Source organism: Streptomyces sp. NPDC003077 (assembly GCF_040611095.1).
Classification (GTDB): domain Bacteria; phylum Actinomycetota; class Actinomycetes; order Streptomycetales; family Streptomycetaceae; genus Streptomyces.
The window spans coordinates 168,014-190,682 of sequence record NZ_JBEXNM010000008.1 but is presented as its reverse complement, the minus strand read 5'-3'; the positions used below and the strand labels follow the sequence as shown (position 1 = coordinate 190,682).

The window sequence follows — 22,669 nt, the reverse complement described above, 5'->3', positions numbered from 1 at the left end:
CTTGTTTTGTGTCGTGTTTTATTCCGATCTGGGGGTGATGCCCGGCGCCGGGTCGTGCGGCCGGTCCCCGGGACCGGTCTCGGGAACCCGGCCGGATCGCTCCGGTACCGGATCGCCGTACCGGTCCCCCCGTGCGCGGGGAGGCCGCCGGGAACCGGTCCGGCCGGTGTGAGCCGACCGGACCGGTACGGCCGGGGAATCAGCGCCCCATCGCCTGCCATACGGCGATCACCAGCGCCGCGAGGCCCGTGAGCGCGGCGACGGAGGGCAGTGGCCACCGGCCGTGCTCCAACCGGGTGACGCGGGCGTGGAGTTCGCCCGCTTCCCGCTCACTCTGGTCGGAACGCTGGGCGAGCAGCGCGAGTTGGCCGTCCACACGAGCGGTGCGCACATCGAGGGAACGCCTCAGATCCGCGGTCTCGGTGGCGACCAGGTCGGGTTCGCTTTGGGCGGTCACGGTCCGCTCTCTTTCCTTTCGCGGGCAAGACTTCGTTGTCCATACGGGCACCAAGTCAAGGGCCCTGCGGAGTCGTGCGGGAGCGTGTGCGCAGGGAATATGCGGGTCCGCCGGACACACCCCGTGTGAAGTGACGCTCCGTGGCACCGAGGTCACCCTGACGGAGGGGTGTGCGGCTTTCACACCGGGTGTGCGCGGCGCACCCCAAGTCGGGCCCCGCACACGGTCCCGTCCGTCCCGGCCCGGGAGTTGACTCGGCTGCCACGGGGGCCGTAGCCGGCGGACGGGCGCCCGCCGGCCGGATGCCCGCCTGCCGTCCTCCCCCGAGCGGCGGGCGGGCAGCCCCGCGTACGGCTCGTGATGCGGCTGGACGGCACGGAACCGCGCCGTACGCGGGCGACACGAAGGCCCGTGCCTTCCGGGAAAGGCGCGGGCCGGCGGGCGGGGACCGGGACGCGTGCGGATCTCTCCGCCTCCTCCGCGCGACCCGGTCCCGAACGCCGGAGGGCCGCCACCCCGGGTGGGGGTGGCGGCCCTTTCGTACGACCTGTGCGTCTTCGTACGTCGGCGGGGCCCCGGTGCGGAGGGTGCCCGCACCCAAGGGACCCCTGAGCTGGAGCGCGTCAGTACGCGTAGAACCCCGAGCCGGTCTTGCGGCCCAGGCGCCCGGCGTCGACCATCCGCTGGAGCAGCGGGGGAGCGGCGTACAGCGGCTCCTTGTACTCCTCGTACATGGAGTCGGCGACCGAGGCCACGGTGTCCAGGCCGATCAGGTCCGCGAGCTTGAGCGGGCCCATCGGGTGGGCGCAGCCCAGCTCCATGCCGTTGTCGATGTCGTCGCGACCGGCGATGCCCGACTCGAACATCCGGATCGCGGAGAGCAGGTAGGGGATCAGCAGCGCGTTGACGACGAACCCGGAGCGGTCCTGGGCCCGGATGGCGTGCTTGCCCAGCACGTCCCGGACCAGCACCTCGGCGCGCTTGTAGGTCTCCTCCCCGGTGGTCAGCGCGGGGATGAGCTCGACGAGCCGCTGCACCGGGGCCGGGTTGAAGAAGTGGATGCCGATGACCTGGTCCGGACGCGAGGTCGCGACGGCCAGCTTCACCAGCGGGATGGAGGAGGTGTTCGAGGCCAGGATGGCGTCGGGGCGGGTCACCACCTGGTCGAGCACCCGGAAGATCTCGGTCTTCACCTGCTCGTTCTCGACCACCGCCTCGATGACGAGGTCGCGGTCGGCGAACTCCCCCAGGTCGGTGGTGAAGCTGAGCCGGCCGAGAGCGGCGTCCCGTTCGGCCACGGTGATCTTGCCGCGTTCGGCGGCCTTGCCGAGCGAGTTCGTCAGCCGGGTGCGGCCCAGCTCCAGGGCCTCCCCGGTGGTCTCCGCGACCCGGACCTCCAGGCCGGCGCGGGCACACACCTCGGCGATGCCGGCGCCCATCTGGCCGCAGCCCACCACTCCGACGCGTTCGATGTCGGTCACCTCGTGCCTTTCGCTGATCTCCAGGACCGGCGGGGGCCGTTTGGTTCCGGTGCCCGCCTCGCCCCCCGACGTTACTCCGCGAGCCGCTGGGCACCGGGGCCCGGGGAGGGCATTCTGGTCCCCTAGGCCGGGACGTTTCGGACATCTAGGGGGTAGAGCATGAGAGGGATCTCACGGAGCGGGAGAGCGCCGCTGACCCGCAGGGCACTGACGGTGGCCGCCCTGGGCGCGGCGGCCTCACTGCCGATCACCGCCCACGCGACGCCCGGCGGGGGACGGCACCGGCCGCGGGAGGAAGGGGCGGCGCCGGGGGAGCGGTGGCACCGGCCGGAATTCCGGGGCGTGTGGCTGGCGACGGTGGCCAACCTCGACTGGCCCTCCGCCCCCGGCCTGCCCGTCGCCCGCCAGCAGGCCGAGCTGCTCGCCCACCTCGACAAGGCGGTCGCGGACCGGCTGAACACCGTGGTCTTCCAGGCGCGGCCCACCGCCGACGCCCTGTGGCCCTCCCGGTACGAACCGTGGTCGGAGTACCTGACCGGCACCCAGGGCCGCGACCCGGGCTGGGACCCGCTCGGCTTCGCGGTGCGCGAGGCCCACCGGCGCGGCCTGGAACTGCACGCCTGGTTCAACCCGTACCGCATCGCCAACCACGCCGACCCCGCGCGGCTGGTCCCGGACCACCCGGCGCGGCGGCACCCCGAGTGGGTGGTGACCTACGGCGGCAAGCTCCTCTACAACCCCGGGCTGCCCCAGGTGCGGCGCTTCGTCCAGGACGCGATCTTCGACGCGGTGGAGCGGTATCCGATCGACGCCGTGCACTTCGACGACTACTTCTATCCGTATCCGGTCGCGGGCCAGACCTTCGACGACGACGCCGCCTACGCGGCCTACGGCGGGGCGTTCCCGGACCGGGCGTCCTGGCGGCGGGACAACGTGGACCGGCTGGTGCGGGAGGTCGCGCGGCGGCTGCGGACGGGGCGGGGCGGCCTTGAGGCGCTGTCCGCGCCGGGGCTCGGGGGCCGGCGGGCGCGGTTCGGGGTGAGCCCCTTCGCCGTGTGGCGCAACCGCGCCACCGACCCGTCCGGTTCCGACACCCGCGCCGGGACGCAGACGTACGACGACCTGTACGCCGACACCCGCCGGTGGGTGCGCGAGGGCTGGCTGGATTACGTCGTCCCGCAGGTTTATTGGCACCTCGGCTTCGAGGTCGCGGACTACGCGAAGCTGGTGCCGTGGTGGGCGGACGTGGTCGCCGGCACCCGGGTTCGCCTGTGTATCGGAGAGGCGCTCTACAAGGCCGGCGCCCCGGGCCAGCCGGCCCCGTGGCAGGACCCCGCCGAACTCTCCCGCCACCTCGCCTTCGCCCGCGCCCATCGCGAGGTGCGCGGCCACTTCTTCTTCTCGGCGAAGGTGGTCGCCGAGGACCGGGTGGGGGCGATGGCGAAGGTGGTCGCCGACCACTACCGGCATCCGGTGCGGACGCCGTGGTGAGCGGGGGATTCGTACGAGGGAGCGGGACCACCTACAGGGGCCGCCGTCCGGGTCGGCACCTCGTACGCGTGGTGAGCGGTGCGGGGGCTCGTACGGATGACGAGCGGGACGGGGCCTCATAGGCGCGGGCACACGCAAGGCCCGCGACCGGGCGGTGCCGGCACCGTAAGGGTGTCCGGCCCGCGCGTCCCGGCCCCCGGGGCGCCCCGGCGCGACCGCGGGGCGGGGCGCCGGGGCTCGGGTGGCTTCCGGTGCTACTCCTCGGACACCAGCGGTTTGACGACCGTGTCCGGGCCCGGTGACATCAGGGTCTCGTGGCCGTCCTCGAAGCGGACGCGGTAGGGCGGCGTCCCGTTCTCGCCCAGGACCTCTATGACCTCTGCGGTCCGGTCGCGCTGCCCCACGATCCTGCCGTGCACCAGCAGTCGGTCTCCCACACTCGCGTGCATCAGTGACGGCCTCCTCAGTCGGTCCGGCGGAGGATGTGCGTTCCGTGTGCGCAAGTGTACGACCGGTGGCCGTCATCGACCCCCGGCTTCGTCACACTCGCAGGTCAGCGGCGCGTCGCAGTACGGCGCGGTGCGTCGGCGGGACCCGGCTCGGGCGCGTACGCGTCCCTCGTCACCGCCGGCGGCGAGGCGCGGCGTCAGTGGCCCAGTACCGCCCGAAGTTCCGGCGCGAGCAGTTGGGAGTGAGCGCGGACGAGGTCGTCGCACAGGTCCCAGATGCGCTCGACCGGCAGCGCCGCCGCGGTGGCCGGGTCGATCATGGCCGCGTGCCGGATGTGCCGCGGCTCGTTCTCCACCGCCGCCCGGACGACGAGGTCGTTGGCGCTGACGTACGTGCGGTTCAGCGCCGCGCACTGCGGGGGGAGCGCGCCGACCCGGGTGGGCTGCACGCCCTGCGCGTCCACCAGGCAGGGCACCTCCACCACGGCGTCCGGCGGGAGGTTGTCGATCAGCCCGTGGTTGGGGACGTTGCCGTACACGGTGCGCGGCGTCCCCGTCACGATGCTGTGGATGATCTGCGGCGCGTACTCCGGGGACTCCTCCACCGGCAGCGGGGAGCCCGCGGCGAGCGCGTCCCGGGTGCGTTCGTACTGCGCGGTGTTCTCCTCGACGATGTCCAGGTACGTGCCGATCGGCAGCCGCAGCCGGGCGACCTCGCTCTCGTGGCGCAGGTACCAGGGCACGTACTCGGAGGAGTGCTCGCTGGTCTCGGTCGGGTAGTGGCCGAGCCGGCGGTACATGTCCACGCGTACCCGGCGGCGCAGTTGCGGGTCCGCGGTGATCGCCTCGTCCAGCAGCGGGTACAGGCTGCGGCCGTCGCGTTCCAGGCGCAGCACCCACGCCTGGTGGTTGACGCCGGCGGCGAGGTAGGAGACCTCCTCGAACGGGACGCGCAGCAGCTCGGCGAGGTCGTGGACGGTCCAGTACACCGAGTGGCACAGGCCCACGAACCGGCGCAGCGGAGTGGCGCGGGCCAGGTACATCACGTTCATGGCCATCGGGTTGGTGTAGTTCAGCAGCCAGGCGTCCGGGCAGAGCTGCGCCATGTCGTCGGCGAGCGCCGCCAGCAGCGGGAAGGTGCGCAGGGCGCGGAAGATGCCGCCGATGCCGAGGGTGTCGCCGATGGTCTGGCGCACGCCGTAGCGGGCCGGGATCTCGAAGTCGGTGCGGGTGGCCTCGTTCATGCCGACCTGCACGGTGTTGATGACGAAGTGCGCCCCGTCCAGGGCCCGGCGCCGTTCGAGGTGCGCGGTGACGACGGGCTTGGCGCCGCGGACCTCGGCGATGTGCCGGGCGGCGGCCTCGGCGGTGGCCAGCCGCTCCGGGTCGATGTCGTGCAGGGCGATGTGGACGTGGCCCAGTTCCGGATAGGCGAACAGCTCGGCCAGCAGCCCCTGGGTGAAGACGACGCTCCCGGCGCCGATGAAGGCGATCTTCACGGCGGCGGGGGAGGGCGCGGTACCGGGCCGTGCGGCGCCGGTGCCGGGCCGTGCGGCGCCTTCGGAGGGCCGTGCGGCGCCGGTATCGGGGCGGTTCGGGGTGGTCATGCGCGGTCAGCTCCTCGGGATCGCGGGGTGCGCGGGGGTGACGGGGGTCGGTAAGGCGGCGGCGCGGGCCTCGTCCCAGGTGGGCTGGGCCGCCGTACCGCCGTGGGCGCGGGTGGACAGGGCGCCGCAGGCGGCGGCGAGCGCCAGCGACGCGGCCAGGTCGGCGCCGCGCAGCCGCGCCGCGAGGAACCCCGCGTCGAAACTGTCGCCGGCGCCCACGGTGTCCAGCGGCGCGGCCGGGGGCGCCGGGGCGCGCAGCACCGCGTCTCCGTCGTGCGCCAGCGCGCCGCGCGGCCCGTCCTTGACGACGACCAGCGGTCCGCGGCGGGCGAGCGCGGCGGCGGCCGTGGCGAGCGGATCGTCCTGCGGAGGGGGACCGGCCGGTGGAGGGGAATCGGCCGGTAGGGACGACGCGGGCCTGTCGGCGACGGGCTCATGGGCCAGCGCCCGCGCCAATGCCCTCACCTCCGCCGCGTTCGGCAGCAGGACGTCGGTGACCTCCAGGACCGGCCCCAGGAGACCGGCGTCCCACCGCTGCTCCGGGTCGTCGTTGGTGTCCAGGGACGTCGTCGCGCCGTGCGCACGGGCCCGCGCGAAGAGGTCGGGCAGCGCCCGCGCGAGCCGCGGCATCAGGAAGAAGGACGCCGCGTGCACGTGCCGGCTCCCGGCGAGCAGCGCGGCGGGCACGTCCCGCGGGCCGGTGGCCGTCAGGCAGCCGGGCGCGGTGAGGATGGCCCGGTCGGCGTCGTCGCGGGTGAGGACGGTGGTGAGCGGCGTCGGGAGGTCCGGGTCGGTGGTCAGCGCGGTGACGTCCACCCCGCGGCCGGCCAGCGCCGCGCGGACGAACGCGCCCGCCGCGTCGTCCCCCACCCGCCCCGCGAACGCCACCCGCAGCCCCAGCCGCGCCGCCCCGCACGCCGTGATCGCGGCCGAGCCGCCGAGCAACAGGTCGGCCCGCGGGACGAGTTGCTCGCGCTGGCCGTAGGCGAGGGGGTGCGGGACGGGGCCGAGGACGACGTCCGGGTTCGCGTCACCGATGACGAGCAGGTCGAAGGAGGGGGGCACGGGCGTCTCCAAGAGGGCTTCGCGGGACGGGACGGGGGCGGGCGCGGCCGGTGTCCGCGCACGGGCGACTCCGTGCGCGGACGCCGCCGCCTCCTACCCCTTCAACCCGCTCGACGTCAGCGACTGGATGAAGGTCTTCTGGGCGAACAGGAAGGCGAGCAGCACCGGCACGACCGTGATGACGTTGCCCGCCATGATCGCCGACCACTGGTTGTGGTGCTGCCCCTGGAAGGTCGTCAGGCCGAGCTGGAGGGTGTACTGCGTGTCGTGGTTGATGGCGATGAGCGGCCAGGTCAGGTCGTTCCAGGTGCTGAGGAAGGTGAGGACGGCGACGGTGGCCAGCGCGGGGCGCGCCAGCGGCATGACGATGGAGTAGAGCACCCGCAGCCGCGAGCAGCCGTCGATCCACGCCGCCTCCTCCAGCTCCCGGGGCAGCGCCAGGAAGAACTGCCGGAAGAGGAACACGGCGAACGGCGTGACCAGCGACGGCACGATCAGCGCGCCCAGGGTGTCGATCAGCCCGAGCCGCTTCATCACCAGGAACGTCGGGATCATGGTGAGCTGGAACGGGATCACCATGGTCGCCAGCATCAGCCCCAGCAGCACCCGGGACCCGGCGAACCGCATCCGGGCGAACGCGTACCCGCCGAGCGAGCCGAGTACGAGGTTCGACAGGACGGCGGAGGCGGCCACGATGAAGGAGTTGGCGAACCAGCGCGGGAACATCGCGTTGTTGAGCACGTACTCGTAGCCGCCCAGGTGCAGGCCCTCCGGCCACAGCGCGGGCGGGAACCGGTTGATCTCGGCGTTGGTCATCACCGAGCTGAGCAGCAGCCACACCAGCGGCAGCGCGAACCCCACGGACAGCGGGGCGAGCAGCAGGTGCCAGGGGCTGAAGGGCAGCCGTCGGCGGCGCCGCGCGGGCCGTCCGGGGGTGGCGTCGGCGCGGGCGGCGTCGCGCAGCGCCACGGGCGCGGTCATCGGACGGCCCCCGGCCGCGCCGCCCGCCGCCCGCCGTCCCGTTCCGGGGGACCGGTGGGCGCCGGGGTCCCGGGTTCCTTGGCGCGGTCCTGGTGGCGCCGGTACAGGTGCCCGGCGAGGCCCGCGAGCAGCAGCGCCACGGCCAGGACGTACGCGGCGGCGGCACCGTATCCGGCGGTGAACATCTTGAACGCCTGCTCCCACACGAAGTAGACGACGACGGTGGTCGAGCCCAGCGGGCCGCCCTTGGTGGTCACGTAGACCAGGTCGAAAACCTGCAACGCGGTGATGAACTGCCACAGCAGCAGGAAGACCGTGACGGGGGTGAGTGCGGGCAGCGTGATGTGGCGCAGGACGCGCACCCGTCCCGCGCCGTCCAGCCGCGCGGACTCCACCAGTTCGGGCGGCACGTCCTGGAGGGCCGCGAGGTAGACCACGACGCAGAATCCCAGTCCGCTCCACAGCGAGATCAGCACCAGCAGGAACAGCGCCTGGTCCGGGTCGGAGAGGAAGCCCTGCGGGGAGATGCCCAGCTTGTGCAGCAGTGAGTTCGCCGCGCCGAACTCCGGGTCGAGGATGAAGGAGAACAGCACGCCCTGTGCCGCGGCCGAGACCACGAACGGGATGAAGATCAGCGTCCGGTAGAGGCCGATGAGCCGGATGCGGCGGTTCAGCGCCAGCGCCAGGGCCAGCCCGCCGACCAGGCTCAGCGGCACGTACAGCGCCGCGTACAGGAACGTGTTCCGCACGGCGGTGTGGAAGTTGGGGTCCTGCACCAGCGCGCGGTAGTTGTCCAGGCCCACCCAGCGCCCCGGCGTGACCAGGTCGTCCGCGCGCAGCGACAGCAGCAGCGACCACACGACGGGGACGATGCTCAGGCCGAGGATGATCAGGACGGCCGGGCTGATGAACGCCCAGGCGGTGGCCGCCTCGCCGCGGGCCCGCCGGCGGACGGAGTGCTGACGGGCGCCGCGCGGATCCAGCGTGACGGCGCGGGGCAGTGGCGACATGACGGCCTTCCTCCTCGCTCTCTCCTCGGTGGCTCGGGTGGTTTGGGTGGTTTGGTGGCTCGGGTGGCTCGGTGCGGTCATCGGCTGGGTGTGGTCATCGGCTCGGTGCGGTCATCGGCTCGGTGCCGAGGGGCGGCCCGGGGTCGCGGACGCGTTCCTCAACGGGGGATGAGCAGCGCCGCGTTGGCCTTGTCGGCGCAGTCCCGCAGCGCCTGGGCCGGGGTTCGGCGGCTCAGCAGGACGGCGACGATCGCCTCGCCGACCGCCGTGGAGACCTGCGGATAGGCCGGGTGCATGGGCCGCGCCCGGGCGGTGGCCAGCGCCTCGGTGAACACCTTCAGGCCGGTGGTCTCCCGCTCGTGCTCCCGCCACCTGGGCCGCCGGGAGGACGGGCGGCTGAGCGGGAGGCTGCCGCCGGAGATGTCCCAGCGCACGTCCCGGTCGGGGTGCAGCATCCAGTGCAGGAACTCGGTCGCGGCCCTCACCCGGGCCGGGCCGTTGTCGAAGACGGTCCAGGTGTCCGGCCCGGAGATGGTGAGCGGCCGGCCGCTGTACGTGGGCGCCGCCACCACGTCGTAGTCCACGTGCCCCGCGATGATGTCCGGAAGCTGCCACGGCCCCGTGGCCACCATCGCCATCCGGCCGCCGATGAACACCTGGTACATCTGCTCGCTGCCGGGTTTTGGGTCGATGTAGACGCTGCGGTCCCGCGCCATCCGGTCCAGCGTGGCCAGCGCGCGCTCGCCCACGTCCTCGAAGCCGATGCCGCGCCCGTCGGGGGCGATGACGTCCCCGCCCAGGTCCCAGACCAGCGGCCACAGCCGCCACACGGTGTCCTCGTCCCCGGCGCCCGGCCACCCCGTGCCGAAGACGCCGCGGTCGCGGTCGGTCAGCCGCCGGGCCGTCTCCAGGAACTCGTCCCAGGTCCAGCCCGCCTTCGGGTACGGGACCCCGGCCTGCCGGAACAGCTTGCGGTTGTAGACCACGGCCAGCGAGTCCAGCAGCGCGGGCGCGGCCCGCTGCTTCCCGTTCAGGGTCACCGCGTCGCGGACCGGCGCCCAGTAGTCGTTCCAGCGGACGGGTCCCCGGCGCAGCGCCGCGCTGAGGTCCACCACCCGCGGGCTGCGGGCGATCCCGGCCAGGTCCGAGCCGTAGATGTAGGCGATGTCCGGGTACGAACCGGCCGCCAGCGCCGCCGTCACCTTCTGGAGCATGGCGTCCGCCACCACCCCGCCGCCGCTGGCGTCCACCCGGATCCTGGCCTGGCCCCGGTTGAAGTCCCGTACGAGCGCGTCGATCGCCTTCCGGGCGATGTCGACCTGACCGTGCCACAGCTCCACGGTCACCTTCCCGTCCGGCCCGACCCCGTCGGACGCCCCCGCCCCGCACCCGGCCGCCAGCGACGCCACCGCCCCGCCCACCGCCAGCCCGGCGCCGCCGCGTAACAGGCGGCGGCGGGAGGGGCGCTTGCGTGCCGGGGCGGGGTGGTGGCCGGGCGGCGTGATGGGATCGTGTGGTGCCGCGAGGTGGCGGGAGGGCGGCGCGGTGGCGCCGGGCGGCGGTGTGCCGTCGTTCGGTATCGCTGCCTCGGCCGCGCTCTCGCCCGTCACCGGCACCCCCGGATTCGTCGGTCCGCCCCCTGAATCCGGGGCGCGTCGGAGACGAAACCGGCGCCAACGGATCCACGCGCTCCCCGTCACCGGTGAACGCGCCTCCCTGAGCTAACCAGGGGGTCTCAGTCAGTGCAACGGTGCTGACATTGCTCGGACTTGATCGGTGGGGCCCGCCTTGCCGGGAGACGGTGCCCGGTCCGGGGGCGTGGGGCGGGCGCGTACGGGGGTCGCGGACGTACGGAGCACCGTGATCGATCACCGACTAGCCTGTCAGGAATGAAACCGGGAATGGACCATTACTCTGCCGATTCCTACGTCGTCCGGGCCGAGATCCCCTCGATCGCGACCTACCGCCACCTGCGCGGGTCCGCGGGGCTGACCGCCATGTCGGAGGAGAGTTCGGCCGCCGGGCTGCCGAACAGCTGGTACGGCGTCGTCGTGCGGCACGGTGACGAGGCGGTCGGCATGGGCCGGATCGTCGGCGACGGCGGCTGCTTCTTCCAGATAGTCGACATCTGCGTGCTGCCCGAGCACCAGGGCCGGGGCCTGGGCAAGCGGATCATGACGGAACTGACCGCCGAACTGGAACGCCGGGCCCCCTCCGGCGCGTACGTCTCCCTCATCGCCGACGGTGACGCCCGCCATCTGTACGCGCAGTTCGGGTTCGCGGAGACGGCGCCGGCGTCGGTGGGGATGGCGCGGTTCGTCTGAGGGGCGAGGTCTTGTGCTGACCTGATCCGGGTGCCGCGCGGGGGCCGTGTTCCGAACGGGCCCTTGGCGCCCGCGACGGACGGGACCCGAACACGACACCGCCCCGCCACCGATCCCCAGGGACCGTTGGCGGGGCGGGACGCCGGAACGTCATCCGAGCCGGGCCGGCATCGTCACCCGAAGCGGACTGGCATCGTCACCCGAGCCGGGTCAGCTTCGCGCCGAAGGACGGGCCGTCGAAGTCCGTCCGCACCGCCACCGGGACCGTCACCTGCCCCGGACCGCTGCCCGCCGAGACCGAGCCGACCACCGTCCCGGACTTCGCCTCGTGGGGGACCGCCTTGCCGCCGGTGGTCAGGTGCAGGTCCAGCTTCGCGCCGGGCCAGCCGATCACCTTCAGGTCACGGGTGGCGACGACCGGGGTGCTGCCGCCGAGCCCGTCCTCGACCTGCCCGACGACCTCGCCCTTGCGCACGACCGTCCGGGCCGACAGCTCCTTGCCGGCGGCGAGGATGAGGTCCCTGCTGCCGTTCATCGCGGCGTCGATGTTCGCGTTCCGCTTGAACTGCCCGAACACCGCGCCGATGATGAGCTGCTTCTCGCCGTCCACGGTCTTCTCCGCCGCGAAGAGCAGGTTGCCGCCCGCCTTCGTGGTTGAACCCGTCTTGATGCCGACCACGCCGTACAGCGGCACCAGCTTGTTGAAGTTCTTCTGTACGCGCGCCGTCTCCACGTCGTCCCCGCCCGAGGTCGTGGTCGACGTGTATGAGAGCTGCTTGGAGAGCTGACGGAAGACCGGGTCCGTCATGGCTGCTTTCGCCAGCTTCACCTGGTCGGCGGCACTGCTGACGGTGCTCTCCTCCAGACCGCTCGCGTCCGTGTAGGTGGTCTGGGTCATACCCAGCTCCTTGGCCGTGGCGTTCATCTTCTTGATGAACGCCTCCTCGGTGCCGGAGTCCCAACGCGCCAGGAAGCGGGCGAAGTTGTTCGCCGAGGGCAGCATGACGGCCTCCAGCGCCTCCAGCTCGGAGACCCGCTGGCCCTTCTTCGCCTCGACCACGGATTCCCCGACCTTGGCCCCGCTGACGTAGTCGTCCTCCGCTTTCTGGTCCAGGACCAGCGTCGGGCCCTTCTCGCCCGGCTTCAGGGGGTGGTCCTTGAGGATCAGGTAGGACGTCATCACCTTGGCGACGCTGCCGATGGGGATCGGTTTGTCCTCCCCGTACGAGCCCATGCGGCCGATGCCCTGGATGTCCACCACGGCCTGACCGTGCGACGGCCACGGCAGCGAAGGCTTCGCGCCGGTGAAGACGTCCGTGGTCTGAACGGTGCTCCCGGCGCTGGTGAGCGTCGGGTCGGGGACCGGACGCACCGCCTGGACGACCGCGAGGACGACCAGCAGCAGGAAGACGACCGGTGTCCAGATCTTCAGCCGCCGCGTGAGCGTGCGTATCGGCGTCTCGGGCGGCGCGGGCGTGTTGGTGAGCTGCGCGAGCAGTTCCATGGGGGGCAGCGGCTGCTGCTGAGTGTGCTCCGACATGCCCGGGGCGGTCGGAGCGGCGGGGCCGGTCGTGGCGCCCAGGGCGGTCGGAGCGGCGGCCCCGGCGGGACCGGTGGGGGCCGGGGAGGGGAAGGGGTGGCTCTGCGTGCGCTCGCTGTCGGAGGGGTCGGCGGGCTGCTTGGGCTGCGGGGTCGGGGGCTTGAGCTGCTGCTCCGGCTTCGGCTGCTGCTCCGGCTGTGCCGGCTGCTTGAGGTGCTCCGATTCCTTCGGCTGTTCCGGGCGCTTGGGCTGTGCCGCCTGGGGAGGCAGCGCCGGTCGCCTCAGCTGTGTCGTCAGTTCCCGCTGCTTCTGCTGTGCCGCGGGGGTCAGCGGCTCCCGCTCGGCGGACCGCTCGTCCTGGGAACCGGCCGCCGGGGCCGCCTCCTTGCCGCGGACCCAGCTCGGCGAGGAGGACGATCCCTTGCCGGGGGAGGCTTCGGGGGCGGCCTTGCCGGTGTCCGCCTCGGCGCTCTTCCGGGACGGGGCGTCCGGGGCCGACTCCTTGGACGTGGTGGCCGGGCGCGGAGTGCCCGGACGGCCGGTCATCGGGGCGAGGTTGAGGGTGCGGTCCCGGGTGGTGGCGGGGGCCGGGGCCGGGGTGTTCTTGGGGGCGGGGGTGTCCTTGGCGGCCTGGTCGGGCTTGGCGGCCCGGCCCGGCTTGGATGTGGGGCCGGAGTCGGGGGTGGTGTCCCGTTCGACGGCGGAACGCGGCTCGGTCGAGTCCCGTTCGGCGGCGGGACGCGGCTCGGTCGCGTCCCGCCCCCGTGCCTCGGCTTCGGCACGAGGCGTGGCATCGGCCTTCGCCCCGTCCTTCGTCGCGGCCCCATCCTTCGCAGGAATCCGGGTAGCCGGTTCCCCGGGCTCGTCCGCACGGGCGGCGGCGCCGGTCGCGGAAACCCTGGGATCCACCCGCATCCCGGCCTCCTCCTTACGAGCCTCGGAACCGGGCCCGGAACGAGCACCGGCCCCCTGCGCAGGAGCGTCGGAGCCCTCGGTACGAGCCCCCGCCCCAGCCGCGGCAGCCGTACCACCCGTGGCAGCCCTGGAGTCCTGCTCCTGACGGAGGGACCCCTCCGTACGAGCCCCCGCCCCCTCCTCGTCCTCGGCCCCCGGCGCGGAATCCTGCTCCGCCCCAGGCGTCGCGGGCCGCGCCTCCGCTCCGGACCCCGGGTCGGCGGCCGTCCCCGGTCCGGGCTCGGCGGCGGCTTCGGCCCCCGCCTTCGCCCCGGACTCGGCGGCACCTTCGGCGGCCGATTCCGGCCGTGCCGCGTCCGGCGTACCGGCGGATGCACCCGTGGCCGATATGTCCTTCATGTGCCGCGCTGTCTCCTCGCTCGTCTTCCCATGTGACCGGTCCGGATGTCCGCGCCATGAGGGCTTGCGGCAGTGCTCATCGCCCTGTTGAGGACATCGCCGACGAGCAAGATGCCTTGGGCATGGCTTCTGGTTCCCGCCGGAGCCGCGCATCCTCAGGGAACCCCGCACCTCGCGTTCCGGTGCGGCCGGTGATCCAGACAACGGGCGCCAGGCGGGACGAGTTCCCGGCGTACCCAAAGCGGCATTTCGCAATCAACCGCCCCGGAAAGGCAGTTACTTCGCAAGCGACGGCACACCCCCCGGCCTGCCCGCTCCCTCCCTCACGCCCGCCCGGCCAACACCCCCAGCAGCGCCCCGTGCAGCCCGCCGGGCGCCGCGACGAACCCCTTCGCTCCCATCCGCCACCGTCCGCCTTCCGCGTCCGTGACCAGGGCCCCCGCCTCGCGGGCCACCAGCGCGCCGGGCAGCAGGTTCGTGTCGTCCCTGCCGTACTCCCAGAAGGCGTCCAGCCGCCCCGCTCCCGTATCGGCTATCTGCCACGACGTGGGGCCGAGGTTGCGCACGGCCAGGACCGCCGGCAGTACGGCGCCGAGCGAGCGCCCGGCCTCCGCCACCGCTTCGGGCTGCTCCGCGGCCAGCGGCGGCTGACTGGTGCCCACCACGGCCGCGGCCAGGCTCGTCTTGGCGGAGGCGGTGACGGCCACGCCGTTGCGGGTGGCGCCGCACCCCGCGGCGGCGAGGTACGTCTCACCGAGCAGCGGGGCGTGCAGGGCGGCGGCCACCGGTTCGCCGTCGCGGACCAGCGCCAGGCTGACGCAGAAGTGCGGCAGCCCTTGCAGGTACTGCACCGCGCCGTCGATCACGTCGACGACCCAGAACGCGCCGGTCCGCGGCAACTCGGCGGTCGTGTCCAGTTCCTCCGCCCACGGCGCGCCCGGCACCAGCGGGTCCACGTGCCGGTGCACGAGGTCGATGGCGGGCCGCTCCACGGCGTGGAAGGTCTCGCGCAACTCGTCGAAGCTGCCGGCCGGGGCGGGGCGCGGCGCGCTGGTCAGATAGGCGCCGACCTCGTGTGCGGCGGCGGCCATGGGGGCGAGCAGTTTCTCGTACGACATGTTCGACTCCAGATGAAGTGCGGGGCGCGGCGCCGACGGGGCGCGCGGGCTTGATGTGTCCGGCCGTGGAACGAACGCGGCACCCAGCCACGAAACCCGGCCACCGATCACCGGACATCGGCGGACCGCATCGGCGGACCGCGTCAGCGAAAGACCAACGCTTCGATCCTGCCGCGCCGACCGCTCCCTCCGGCGCCCCGACAGCCATCCATGAGCGAAACTGCCACTTATGGCAGACCACCTGAACGAAGACGTACTCGACCACCGCGACCAGCGGCTGATCGCGGCACTCCAGTGTGACGGCCGCCTGAGTGCGGAGAAGGCGGGCGAGGTGCTGGGCGTCAGTCCGCGCACGGTGCACCGCCGGTGGCGCGCCCTCGGTGCGGACGGCGTGGTCCGGGTGATCGGTCTGCCGACGCGGCCCGACTCGGTCGGTGCGCTGTTGCTGCGGATCAAGGTGCTCAAGGGCAAGCTCGACGCCGTGACGGCGGCCCTGGCCGCCCGCCCGGACGTCCCGTTCATCGACCTGTCCACCTCCGGCGACGAGATCACCGCCGTCTCGCTGACCGCGCCCGGTTCCCGCGACCACCTCGTCTTCCGTCAACTGCCCGCCACCCAGGCGGTCGCCTCCGTCTCCGCCGCCACCGTGCTGCACGTCTTCGCCGAGGCGTCCGACTGGCGCCACGACGTCCTGACCGCCGACGAACGCGCCGCGCTCACCCCGCAGGCCACCCCACCGGCCCCCACCATCGACGACGCGCCCGCGCCCACCGCCGGCCTCGACCCCGTGGACCGCGACATCCTGGACGCGCTGCGGGACGACGCCCGCGCCCCGGCCGCCGCCGTGGCCGCCCGCACCGGGTACCCGGACTCCACGGTCCGGCGCCGCGTCGCCCGGCTGACGGAGAACGGACGGCTGCTCACCCAGGTCGTCGTGGACCCGCGGCGTCTCGGGCTGTTCATCGACGCCAACCTGATGATGCGGGTCCCCCCGGACCACCTGGACAAGGTCGGGCGGGTGCTCGCCGGCCACCCCGCCGTGCACGGCGCGTTCGCCACCACGGGCGCCGCCAACCTGCACGCCGCGGTCTGGGTGCGCGGCCTCGAAGACCTCTATCGGCTCGTCACCCGCGATCTGAGCGGCCTGGGCGTGGGCGCCGTCGAGACCCTGCTCGTCGGCCAGGCGGTCAAACGGCCGGGGGTCCTGACGGTGCCGCTGCTCAAGACCGCCTGATCACGGGGCCCTTCCGGCCGACGCGCCACCCCGCGCTTGCTCGTACGCGTCCCCGAATGATGGAAAACCGGAGGGGTTCTCCGTATGCTGTCCAGCGCCATCCAGTAATCGGAGGTTGACTCCGATTGCTGACGACGTCCCGGGCGACGCCGAACGGCCCGTGGGCCGAGGCGATGCCCGTGAGAAAAGGGGGAACACCATGGCGACGGACCTCGCGCGGCACGCACTCGGCCGCATCGGCATCTGGACCCAGGCCTTCGACGCCCAGCCGGCCGGACGGGTGCGCGAAGCGGCGGCGGAGATCGAGGAGTTGGGATACGGAGCGCTCTGGTACGGCGAGGCCTTCGGGCGCGACGCGGTGAGCCAGGCGTGGCTGCTGCTGTCGGCGACCCGGCGCATCGTCGTGGCGACCGGCATCGCCAACATCGCCTTCCGCGACCCGATCGCCCTGGCCGGCGCGCGCCGTTCGCTCGGCGAGGCGTTCCCCGGCCGGTACGTCCTCGGGCTCGGCGGCCACCGGATCGACGACACCGTTCGCGAACTGGACGGATACCCGCTGCCGACCCGCGGCCGGGCGGTCACCACGATGCGCGCCTACCTCGACGCGATGGACGCGGTACCCGCCCACAGCCCGGTCCCGGACCCGGCCCCGCGCCAGGTGCTGGCGGCCCTCGGCCCGAAGATGCTCGCCCTCGCCGCCGAACGCACTTGGGGCACCCACACCTACTTCGTCCCCGTCGCCCACACCGAGCGGGCCCGCGAGGTGATGGGCCCGGACGCCTTCCTCGGCGCCGAGCAGGCCGTCGTCCTGGACACCGACCCGGCACGAGCCCGCGAGGTGGCCACGGTCCACGTTGCGGCCTATCTCTCGCTCGCGCCCCATCAGGTGGCGAACCTGCGCCGACTGGGCTTCGGCGACCAGGACTTCGCGGACCGCCCGAGCGCCCGCCTGGTGGACGCCCTCGTCGCGTACGGGGACGTGGACGCGATCCGCGACCGGGTACGGCGCCACCTGGACGCCGGCGCCGACCACGTCTGCGTACAGGTGCTCTCCGCCGACCCCGCCGCGCTGCCCCTGACGGCCTGGCGGGAACTGGCCCCCGCGCTGGCACGCGTCTGACGCGGCGGACCGGGGCGGGGTCCCGGCCCGGACCGATCCGACACGGTGACGCGTCGCGACTGAGGCGACGGTGGCGGGACAGGGCCCTCGTTCAGGACCGGCGCGGGGGGTGGCGGATCAGGGACCGACCCGCCACCACCCACGCCCGGCGGCCCGGCCACCGTCAGGAAGCCTCCGCCCGCCGCCTCACCCCTCGTACGCGTCCTTCAGCCCCTGGATGTCGAGCTTGCGCATCCCCAGCATGGCCTGGATCACCCGATCCGACTTGGCCGGATCGGGGTCGGCCGTCATCTCCATGAGCTGCCGCGGCACGATCTGCCACGCCAGGCCGAACTTGTCCCGGAGCCAGCCGCACTGGCCCTCCGCGCCGCCGTCCGTGAGCTTGGCCCACAGGTCGTCGACCTCTTCCTGGGTGGCGCAGTCGACGAAGAGGGAGATCGCCTCGTTGAACGTGAACTCCGGACCGCCGTTCAGGGCGATGAACTGCTGCCCTTCGAGTTCGAAGGTGACGGTCATGACCGTGCCCTCTTCGCGCGGACCGGCCTTGCCGTAGCGCCGCACGTCGGTGATCCGGGAGTTGGCGAAGACGGAGGTGTAGTGCCGGGCCGCTTCCTCCGCCTGCGTGTCGAACCACAGGAAAGTCGTGATCTTTTGCATGCCGCGCCCTCCTGCCTCGTGGTGCGGGACGAGCCGTTACGGAGTACCGAGTACACCGGCCGCGAAGCCGGAACTCAACGCACGACACAACATCTTTTGTCCGGATACGGGGGAAGGGGCGGGAGGGAGGGGGACGGGGGCGCACACGGGACCAGGCCGCCCGCCCCACCGCCCCGAAACCCCACCGCACCACCGCCCCCGAAACCCGACCGCCCCGGTCGGCGACTGCCGACCGGGGCGGAAACGGACGATCAGGAGGCCACCAGGCCCCCGAAAGGCACGCCGCGGATCACCGCACGCCGATCACCCGCGCGATCGCGATCCGAGACGATGCCCTCGACGCTCCGTCAGGCGAGCGAAGCCAGCGCCTGGTTGAACGTCGCCGACGGGCGCATGACGGCCGCGGCCTTGGTGACGTCGGGGCGGTAGTAGCCGCCGATGTCGGCCGGGGAGCCCTGCACCGCGATCAGCTCGTCGACGATCGTCTGCTCCTGCTCGGACAGCGTCTTGGCCAGGCCGGAGAACGCCTCCGCGAGCTGCGCGTCGGCGGTCTGCTTCGCCAGCTCCTGGGCCCAGTAGAGCGCCAGGTAGAAGTGGCTGCCGCGGTTGTCGATGCCACCGAGGCGGCGGCTGGGCGACTTGTCCTCGTTCAGGAAGGTCGCGGTCGCGCGGTCGAGGGTGTCGGCGAGCACCTGGGCGCGCGCGTTGCCCGTCGTCTGGGCGAGGTGCTCGAAGCTGACCGCCAGGGCCAGGAACTCGCCCAGGCTGTCCCAGCGCAGGTAGTTCTCCTTGACGAGCTGCTGGACGTGCTTGGGCGCGGAGCCGCCGGCGCCGGTCTCGAAGAGGCCACCGCCGTTCATGAGCGGCACGACCGACAGCATCTTGGCGCTGGTGCCCAGCTCCAGGATCGGGAACAGGTCGGTCAGGTAGTCACGGAGGACGTTGCCGGTGACGGAGATGGTGTTCTCGCCGCGGCGAATGCGCTCCAGGGAGAACTTGATGGCCTCGACCGGCGCCAGGATCTCGATCCGGAGGCCCTCGGTGTCGTGCTCGGGCAGGTACGCCTTGACCTTCTCGATGAGCCGCGCGTCGTGGGCGCGGGTCTCGTCCAGCCAGAACACGGCCGGGTCACCGGTCGCGCGGGCGCGGGTGACGGCCAGCTTGACCCAGTCCTTGATCGGGGCGTCCTTGGTCTGGCACATGCGGAAGATGTCGCCGGTGCTGACGGCCTGCTCCAGGACGACCTGGCCGCGCTCGTCGACGACCTTGACGGTGCCGTCGGCAGGGATCTGGAAGGTCTTGTCGTGGCTGCCGTACTCCTCGGCCTTCTGCGCCATCAGGCCGACGTTGGGCACCGAGCCCATCGTGGCCGGGTCGAAGGCGCCGTTCGCGCGGCAGTCATCGATGACGGCCTGGTAGATGCCCGCGTAGCTGCTGTCGGGCAGCACGGCCAGGGTGTCGGCCTCCTGGCCGTCCGGGCCCCACATGTGGCCGGAGGTGCGGATCATGGCCGGCATCGAGGCGTCGACGATGACGTCGCTCGGGACGTGCAGGTTGGTGATGCCGCGGTCCGAGTCGACCATCGCCAGGGCGGGGCCGTCGGCGAGCTCCGCGTCGAAGGACGCCTTGATCTCCGCGCCGTTGGGCAGCGCGTCCAGGCCCTTGAGGATGGTGCCGAGGCCGTCGTTGGGGCTCAGACCGGCCGTGGACAGCGTCTCGCCGTACTCGGCGAAGGTCTTCGGGAAGAAGGTGCGGACGACGTGACCGAAGATGATCGGGTCGGAGACCTTCATCATCGTCGCCTTCAGGTGCACCGAGAACAGCACGCCCTCGGCCTTGGCGCGCGCGACCTGCGCCGCCAGGAACTCGCGCAGCTTGGCGACGCGCATCACGGACGCGTCCACGACCTCGCCCGCCAGCACCGGCACCGACTCGCGCAGGACGACGGTGTTGCCGTCGTTCTCGACCAGCTCGATGCGCAGCGCGCCCGCCTCACCGATGACGGCGGACTTCTCGGTGGAACGGAAGTCGTCCGCCTCCATGTGCGCGACGTTGGTCTTGGAGTCGGCCGTCCAGGCGCCCATGCGGTGCGGGTGCGTCTGGGCGTAGTTCTTGACCGACACGGGGGCGCGGCGGTCGGAGTTGCCCTCGCGCAGCACCGGGTTCACGGCGCTGCCCTTGACCTTGTCGTACCGCGCGCGGATGTCCTCCTCCTCGTCCGTCTGCGGGTCGTCGGGGTAGTCCGGCAGCGCGTAACCCTGCTCCTGCAGCTCGGCGATCGCGGCCTTCAGCTGCGGGATCGAGGCCGAGATGTTCGGCAGCTTGATGATGTTCGCACCGGGCGTCTTGGCCAGCTCACCGAGCTCGGCCAGCGCGTCGTCCTGGCGCTGCTCCTCGGTGAGGCGCTCCGGGAAGCTGGCGATGATGCGCCCCGCCAGGGAGATGTCCCGGCTCTCCACAGTGACCCCGGCCTTCGAGGCATAGGCCTCGATCACAGGCAAGAACGAATACGTCGCCAGGGCCGGCGCTTCGTCAGTGTGGGTGTAGATGATGGTCGAGTCAGTCACCGGGTGCTCCGCTCCACGTCTGCAACATTGCTCGACATCAAGATATCTCGTGCCGGGCCCGCCCCGGACGGGACCCTGCCCCCGGGGCCGACGGGAACGCGCCACCTGGGGTTCGGGGTGGCCACGAGCCTGTGGGGACGCGGAGGAGGGCACCCGCGAGTGGCGGACGATCACCGTCGGAGGCGCGGGGCCGCCAGGCGCGAATCCACCGGTCCTCGGGACGCAGGGGCCTCGGAGCGGCGTAACGGCGGAACGGCGCAGAGCTATGGCGACGACGAAACGACCGGCAGGCACGAAGAAGCCGGCCGGCACGGAGTGTGCCGACCGGCGTGGGCGCTGCGACCGGTAACCGGTGTGGGCGCCGTGACCGGTAACCGGTGTGGGCGCCGTGACCGGTAACCGGTGTGAGGGCTACGACCGGCGCCGGGGCTTGCCGCGCCCGCCGCTCTTGCGGCCGGCGGCAGCGGGGCGCGGGCGCTTGCCGGACGCGGGCTTGCCCGCTGCGGCCTGCTGCCGGGTGCCGCCCTTCTCCGGGCGCCTGGGCTTCGGCTCGGCCGGGGCCTTCTGGCGCCCCCGCGAGCTGTTGACCGTCCGCCCGCGCACGATCCCGATGAAGTCCTCCACCAGGTCGGTGGTCGCGTCCTCCGGCCACGACAGGGCGACCTGGGACTGGGGGGCGTCAGTAACCGTCCGGTAGGTGAGGTCCTTGCGGTGGTGCAGCCGGGCCAGCGACTGCGGGACGACGAGCACCCCCACCCCCGCCGCCACCAGCTCGATCGCGTCCGCCGTCGTGGCGGGGCGCTCGATGGCGGGCCGGCCCGGCAGCCGCTCCCAGCCGAGGGTGTCGTCGAGCGGGTGGAAGACGACCTCGTCGGCCAGATCCTCCGTGGTCACCTCGTCGGCCGCCGCCACGAGGTGGTCCTTCGGGATCACGACCACCGTCGTCTCGGTGTAGAGGGGGATCGCGCTGAAGAACGTGCGGTCGACCGGCAGCCGTACGAAGCCCGCGTCCGCGCCGCCGTCCCGCAGCACGCCGGGTGCTTCGGCGGCGGGTGCCGGGACGAGGGCCAGGGGGATGTCGGGCAGCCGCTCGTTCCAGATCCGCACCCACTTGGCGGGCGTCACTCCGGGTACATAGGCGAGCCGGAACGAAGGGGGTGTATCCGAGCCTGTCACCGGGCCAGGTTACCGGGCGTGGTCGGGAACCGGGCATACGCTCGATACCCTGGACACCATGAAGTCGCACCAGACCACCCAGACGATGAAGCCCGCGACCGCGGCGAAGAAGCTGGGCGTGTACCTCCAGGCCACCCCCGCCGAGTTCCAGGAGGGCGTCGTCTCGCGCGACGAGCTGAACGCGTTGCAGGCCGATCCGCCGGAGTGGCTGCGGGAACTGCGGCGCACCGGCCCGCACCCCCGGCCGGTCGTCGCGGCCAGGCTGGGCGTCTCCATCGCGGGCCTCGCGCGCGGCGGGGTCACCGAGCCCCTCACCACGGACCAGATCGACGCCCTGAAGCAGGAGAGCCCCGAGTGGCTGCTCCGGGAGCGCGCCACCCAGGCCGACGTCCGCAAGGAAGCGGCGCGCCTGAAGGAGAAGAAGGCAAAGGAAGCGCAGGAGAAGAACGCGAAGTAATCGGCGCGGTCCGACCGGCCCCTCCTGAATCTCACGGCCACGGCCACGGCCCGGATGCCGTGGCCGTGCCCACCGAAGCCCCGGCGGCCTCGCGGACTGCGGGCCGGATCGCCCCGAACCCCGCCCCGGACGGCGCCCGAGCGGCGCCGCGCCATGACGCGCCCGGTCAGACGGGCCGGATCCGGGCCCGCAGGAGGCAGAATTCGTTGCCCTCCGGGTCGGCCAGGACATGCCAGCCCTCGGTGCCGGTCTGGCCGACATCGACGGGCTTGGCGCCGAGCGCGAGCAGCCGCTCCAGCTCGGCGTCCTGGTCGCGGTCGGTGGGATTGACATCGATGTGCAGGCGGAGCTTCCCGGTCCGCGGGTCACCGCTGGGACTGAGGACGAGGGTGGGCTGCGGGCCACCGAAGCCGGCGCCGGGCGGCCCGATCTCGATGCTTCCGTCGTCCTCCCGGCCGAGTTCGACGTAGCCGAGGACCTCGCTCCAGAAGACGGCGAGCCGTTCCGGGTCGGCGCAGTCGATGACCAGCTCACTGATGCGGCATGCCATGCCCGACAGGGTAGGGCGCCACCCCGCGAGCCGTCATCGGCTGCGACCGGGCGCTTCCCCCGCGGGAGATT

General features: G+C 72.8%; 19 protein-coding genes. 5 read left to right on the top strand and 14 right to left on the bottom strand.

Going from position 1 to position 22,669, the window contains the following annotated elements; genetic code table 11:
* Window positions 1-199: 199 nt before the first annotated feature.
* Both ABZX96_RS08645 and ABZX96_RS08640 read right to left on the bottom strand, forming a co-directional pair.
* A complete protein-coding gene (locus tag ABZX96_RS08645) occupies window positions 200-457 on the bottom strand; it encodes a hypothetical protein (RefSeq protein WP_355540033.1) in 258 nt (85 codons plus the stop codon).
* A gap of 623 nt (window positions 458-1,080) precedes the next feature.
* Complete coding sequence (locus ABZX96_RS08640) at window positions 1,081-1,938, bottom strand: 3-hydroxybutyryl-CoA dehydrogenase (RefSeq protein WP_355540030.1); 858 nt, start codon at window positions 1,936-1,938, stop codon at window positions 1,081-1,083.
* Between the two features lie 159 nt (window positions 1,939-2,097).
* Here ABZX96_RS08640 and ABZX96_RS08635 point away from each other — a divergent pair, with 159 nt between their 5' ends.
* On the top strand, window positions 2,098-3,429 hold the full coding sequence (locus ABZX96_RS08635) for a family 10 glycosylhydrolase (RefSeq protein ID WP_355540027.1): 1,332 nt from the start codon (window positions 2,098-2,100) through the stop codon (window positions 3,427-3,429).
* Window positions 3,430-3,683: 254 nt separating this feature from the next.
* Here ABZX96_RS08635 and ABZX96_RS08630 read toward each other — a convergent pair whose 3' ends face one another.
* The 6 genes from ABZX96_RS08630 to ABZX96_RS08605 form a co-directional block, all read right to left on the bottom strand.
* Complete coding sequence (locus ABZX96_RS08630; RefSeq protein WP_355540024.1) at window positions 3,684-3,878, bottom strand: DUF1918 domain-containing protein; 195 nt, start codon at window positions 3,876-3,878, stop codon at window positions 3,684-3,686.
* Window positions 3,879-4,075: 197 nt separating this feature from the next.
* On the bottom strand, window positions 4,076-5,485 hold the full coding sequence (gene melA / locus ABZX96_RS08625) for an alpha-galactosidase (protein ID WP_355540021.1): 1,410 nt from the start codon (window positions 5,483-5,485) through the stop codon (window positions 4,076-4,078).
* Between the two features lie 6 nt (window positions 5,486-5,491).
* Window positions 5,492-6,550 (bottom strand): carbohydrate kinase family protein, encoded by a 1,059-nt coding sequence (locus ABZX96_RS08620; protein WP_355540018.1) that lies wholly within the window; start codon window positions 6,548-6,550, stop codon window positions 5,492-5,494.
* Window positions 6,551-6,643: 93 nt separating this feature from the next.
* Window positions 6,644-7,531, bottom strand: coding sequence for a carbohydrate ABC transporter permease (locus ABZX96_RS08615; protein ID WP_355540015.1), 888 nt, complete (start codon window positions 7,529-7,531; stop codon window positions 6,644-6,646).
* The gene (locus ABZX96_RS08610; RefSeq protein WP_355540012.1) at window positions 7,528-8,541 is read right to left on the bottom strand and encodes a sugar ABC transporter permease; all 1,014 of its coding nucleotides are present in this window, start codon (window positions 8,539-8,541) and stop codon (window positions 7,528-7,530) included. The genes ABZX96_RS08615 and ABZX96_RS08610 overlap by 4 nt, the downstream gene beginning before the upstream one ends.
* 158 nt (window positions 8,542-8,699) lie before the next feature.
* Window positions 8,700-9,989, bottom strand: coding sequence for an extracellular solute-binding protein (locus tag ABZX96_RS08605; protein WP_355540062.1), 1,290 nt, complete (start codon window positions 9,987-9,989; stop codon window positions 8,700-8,702).
* Between the two features lie 453 nt (window positions 9,990-10,442).
* Between ABZX96_RS08605 and ABZX96_RS08600 the strand changes: the two genes are divergently transcribed.
* The gene (locus ABZX96_RS08600) at window positions 10,443-10,865 is read left to right on the top strand and encodes a GNAT family N-acetyltransferase (protein ID WP_355540009.1); all 423 of its coding nucleotides are present in this window, start codon (window positions 10,443-10,445) and stop codon (window positions 10,863-10,865) included.
* Between the two features lie 196 nt (window positions 10,866-11,061).
* On the opposite strand, the gene ABZX96_RS08595 is transcribed toward ABZX96_RS08600, so the two are convergent.
* Both ABZX96_RS08595 and ABZX96_RS08590 read right to left on the bottom strand, forming a co-directional pair.
* On the bottom strand, window positions 11,062-13,719 hold the full coding sequence (locus tag ABZX96_RS08595; protein ID WP_355540006.1) for a D-alanyl-D-alanine carboxypeptidase: 2,658 nt from the start codon (window positions 13,717-13,719) through the stop codon (window positions 11,062-11,064).
* A 323-nt stretch (window positions 13,720-14,042) separates the two neighbouring features.
* Window positions 14,043-14,837 (bottom strand): inositol monophosphatase, encoded by a 795-nt coding sequence (locus ABZX96_RS08590; protein ID WP_355540004.1) that lies wholly within the window; start codon window positions 14,835-14,837, stop codon window positions 14,043-14,045.
* Window positions 14,838-15,066: 229 nt separating this feature from the next.
* On the opposite strand from ABZX96_RS08590, the gene ABZX96_RS08585 reads away from it, so the two are divergent.
* On the top strand, window positions 15,067-16,071 hold the full coding sequence (locus ABZX96_RS08585) for an Lrp/AsnC family transcriptional regulator (RefSeq protein WP_355540001.1): 1,005 nt from the start codon (window positions 15,067-15,069) through the stop codon (window positions 16,069-16,071).
* 199 nt (window positions 16,072-16,270) lie between these two features.
* The gene (locus ABZX96_RS08580; RefSeq protein WP_355539998.1) at window positions 16,271-17,191 is read left to right on the top strand and encodes a TIGR03620 family F420-dependent LLM class oxidoreductase; all 921 of its coding nucleotides are present in this window, start codon (window positions 16,271-16,273) and stop codon (window positions 17,189-17,191) included.
* Between the two features lie 186 nt (window positions 17,192-17,377).
* On the opposite strand, the gene ABZX96_RS08575 is transcribed toward ABZX96_RS08580, so the two are convergent.
* The 3 genes from ABZX96_RS08575 to ABZX96_RS08565 all read right to left on the bottom strand — a co-directional run bounded on the left by ABZX96_RS08575 (window position 17,378) and on the right by ABZX96_RS08565 (window position 21,591).
* Window positions 17,378-17,848, bottom strand: coding sequence for a VOC family protein (locus ABZX96_RS08575; protein WP_355539995.1), 471 nt, complete (start codon window positions 17,846-17,848; stop codon window positions 17,378-17,380).
* A gap of 347 nt (window positions 17,849-18,195) precedes the next feature.
* Window positions 18,196-20,415 (bottom strand): NADP-dependent isocitrate dehydrogenase, encoded by a 2,220-nt coding sequence (locus ABZX96_RS08570; protein WP_355539992.1) that lies wholly within the window; start codon window positions 20,413-20,415, stop codon window positions 18,196-18,198.
* Between the two features lie 411 nt (window positions 20,416-20,826).
* Window positions 20,827-21,591: a LysR substrate-binding domain-containing protein gene (locus tag ABZX96_RS08565; RefSeq protein ID WP_355539989.1), complete on the bottom strand. Its 765-nt coding sequence runs from the start codon at window positions 21,589-21,591 to the stop codon at window positions 20,827-20,829.
* Between the two features lie 58 nt (window positions 21,592-21,649).
* Between ABZX96_RS08565 and ABZX96_RS08560 the strand changes: the two genes are divergently transcribed.
* Window positions 21,650-22,048, top strand: coding sequence for a DUF5997 family protein (locus tag ABZX96_RS08560; RefSeq protein WP_355539986.1), 399 nt, complete (start codon window positions 21,650-21,652; stop codon window positions 22,046-22,048).
* Between the two features lie 166 nt (window positions 22,049-22,214).
* Here the strand turns inward: ABZX96_RS08560 and ABZX96_RS08555 are convergent, their stop codons facing one another.
* A complete protein-coding gene (locus tag ABZX96_RS08555; protein WP_355539983.1) occupies window positions 22,215-22,598 on the bottom strand; it encodes a VOC family protein in 384 nt (127 codons plus the stop codon).
* Window positions 22,599-22,669 lie beyond the last annotated feature (71 nt).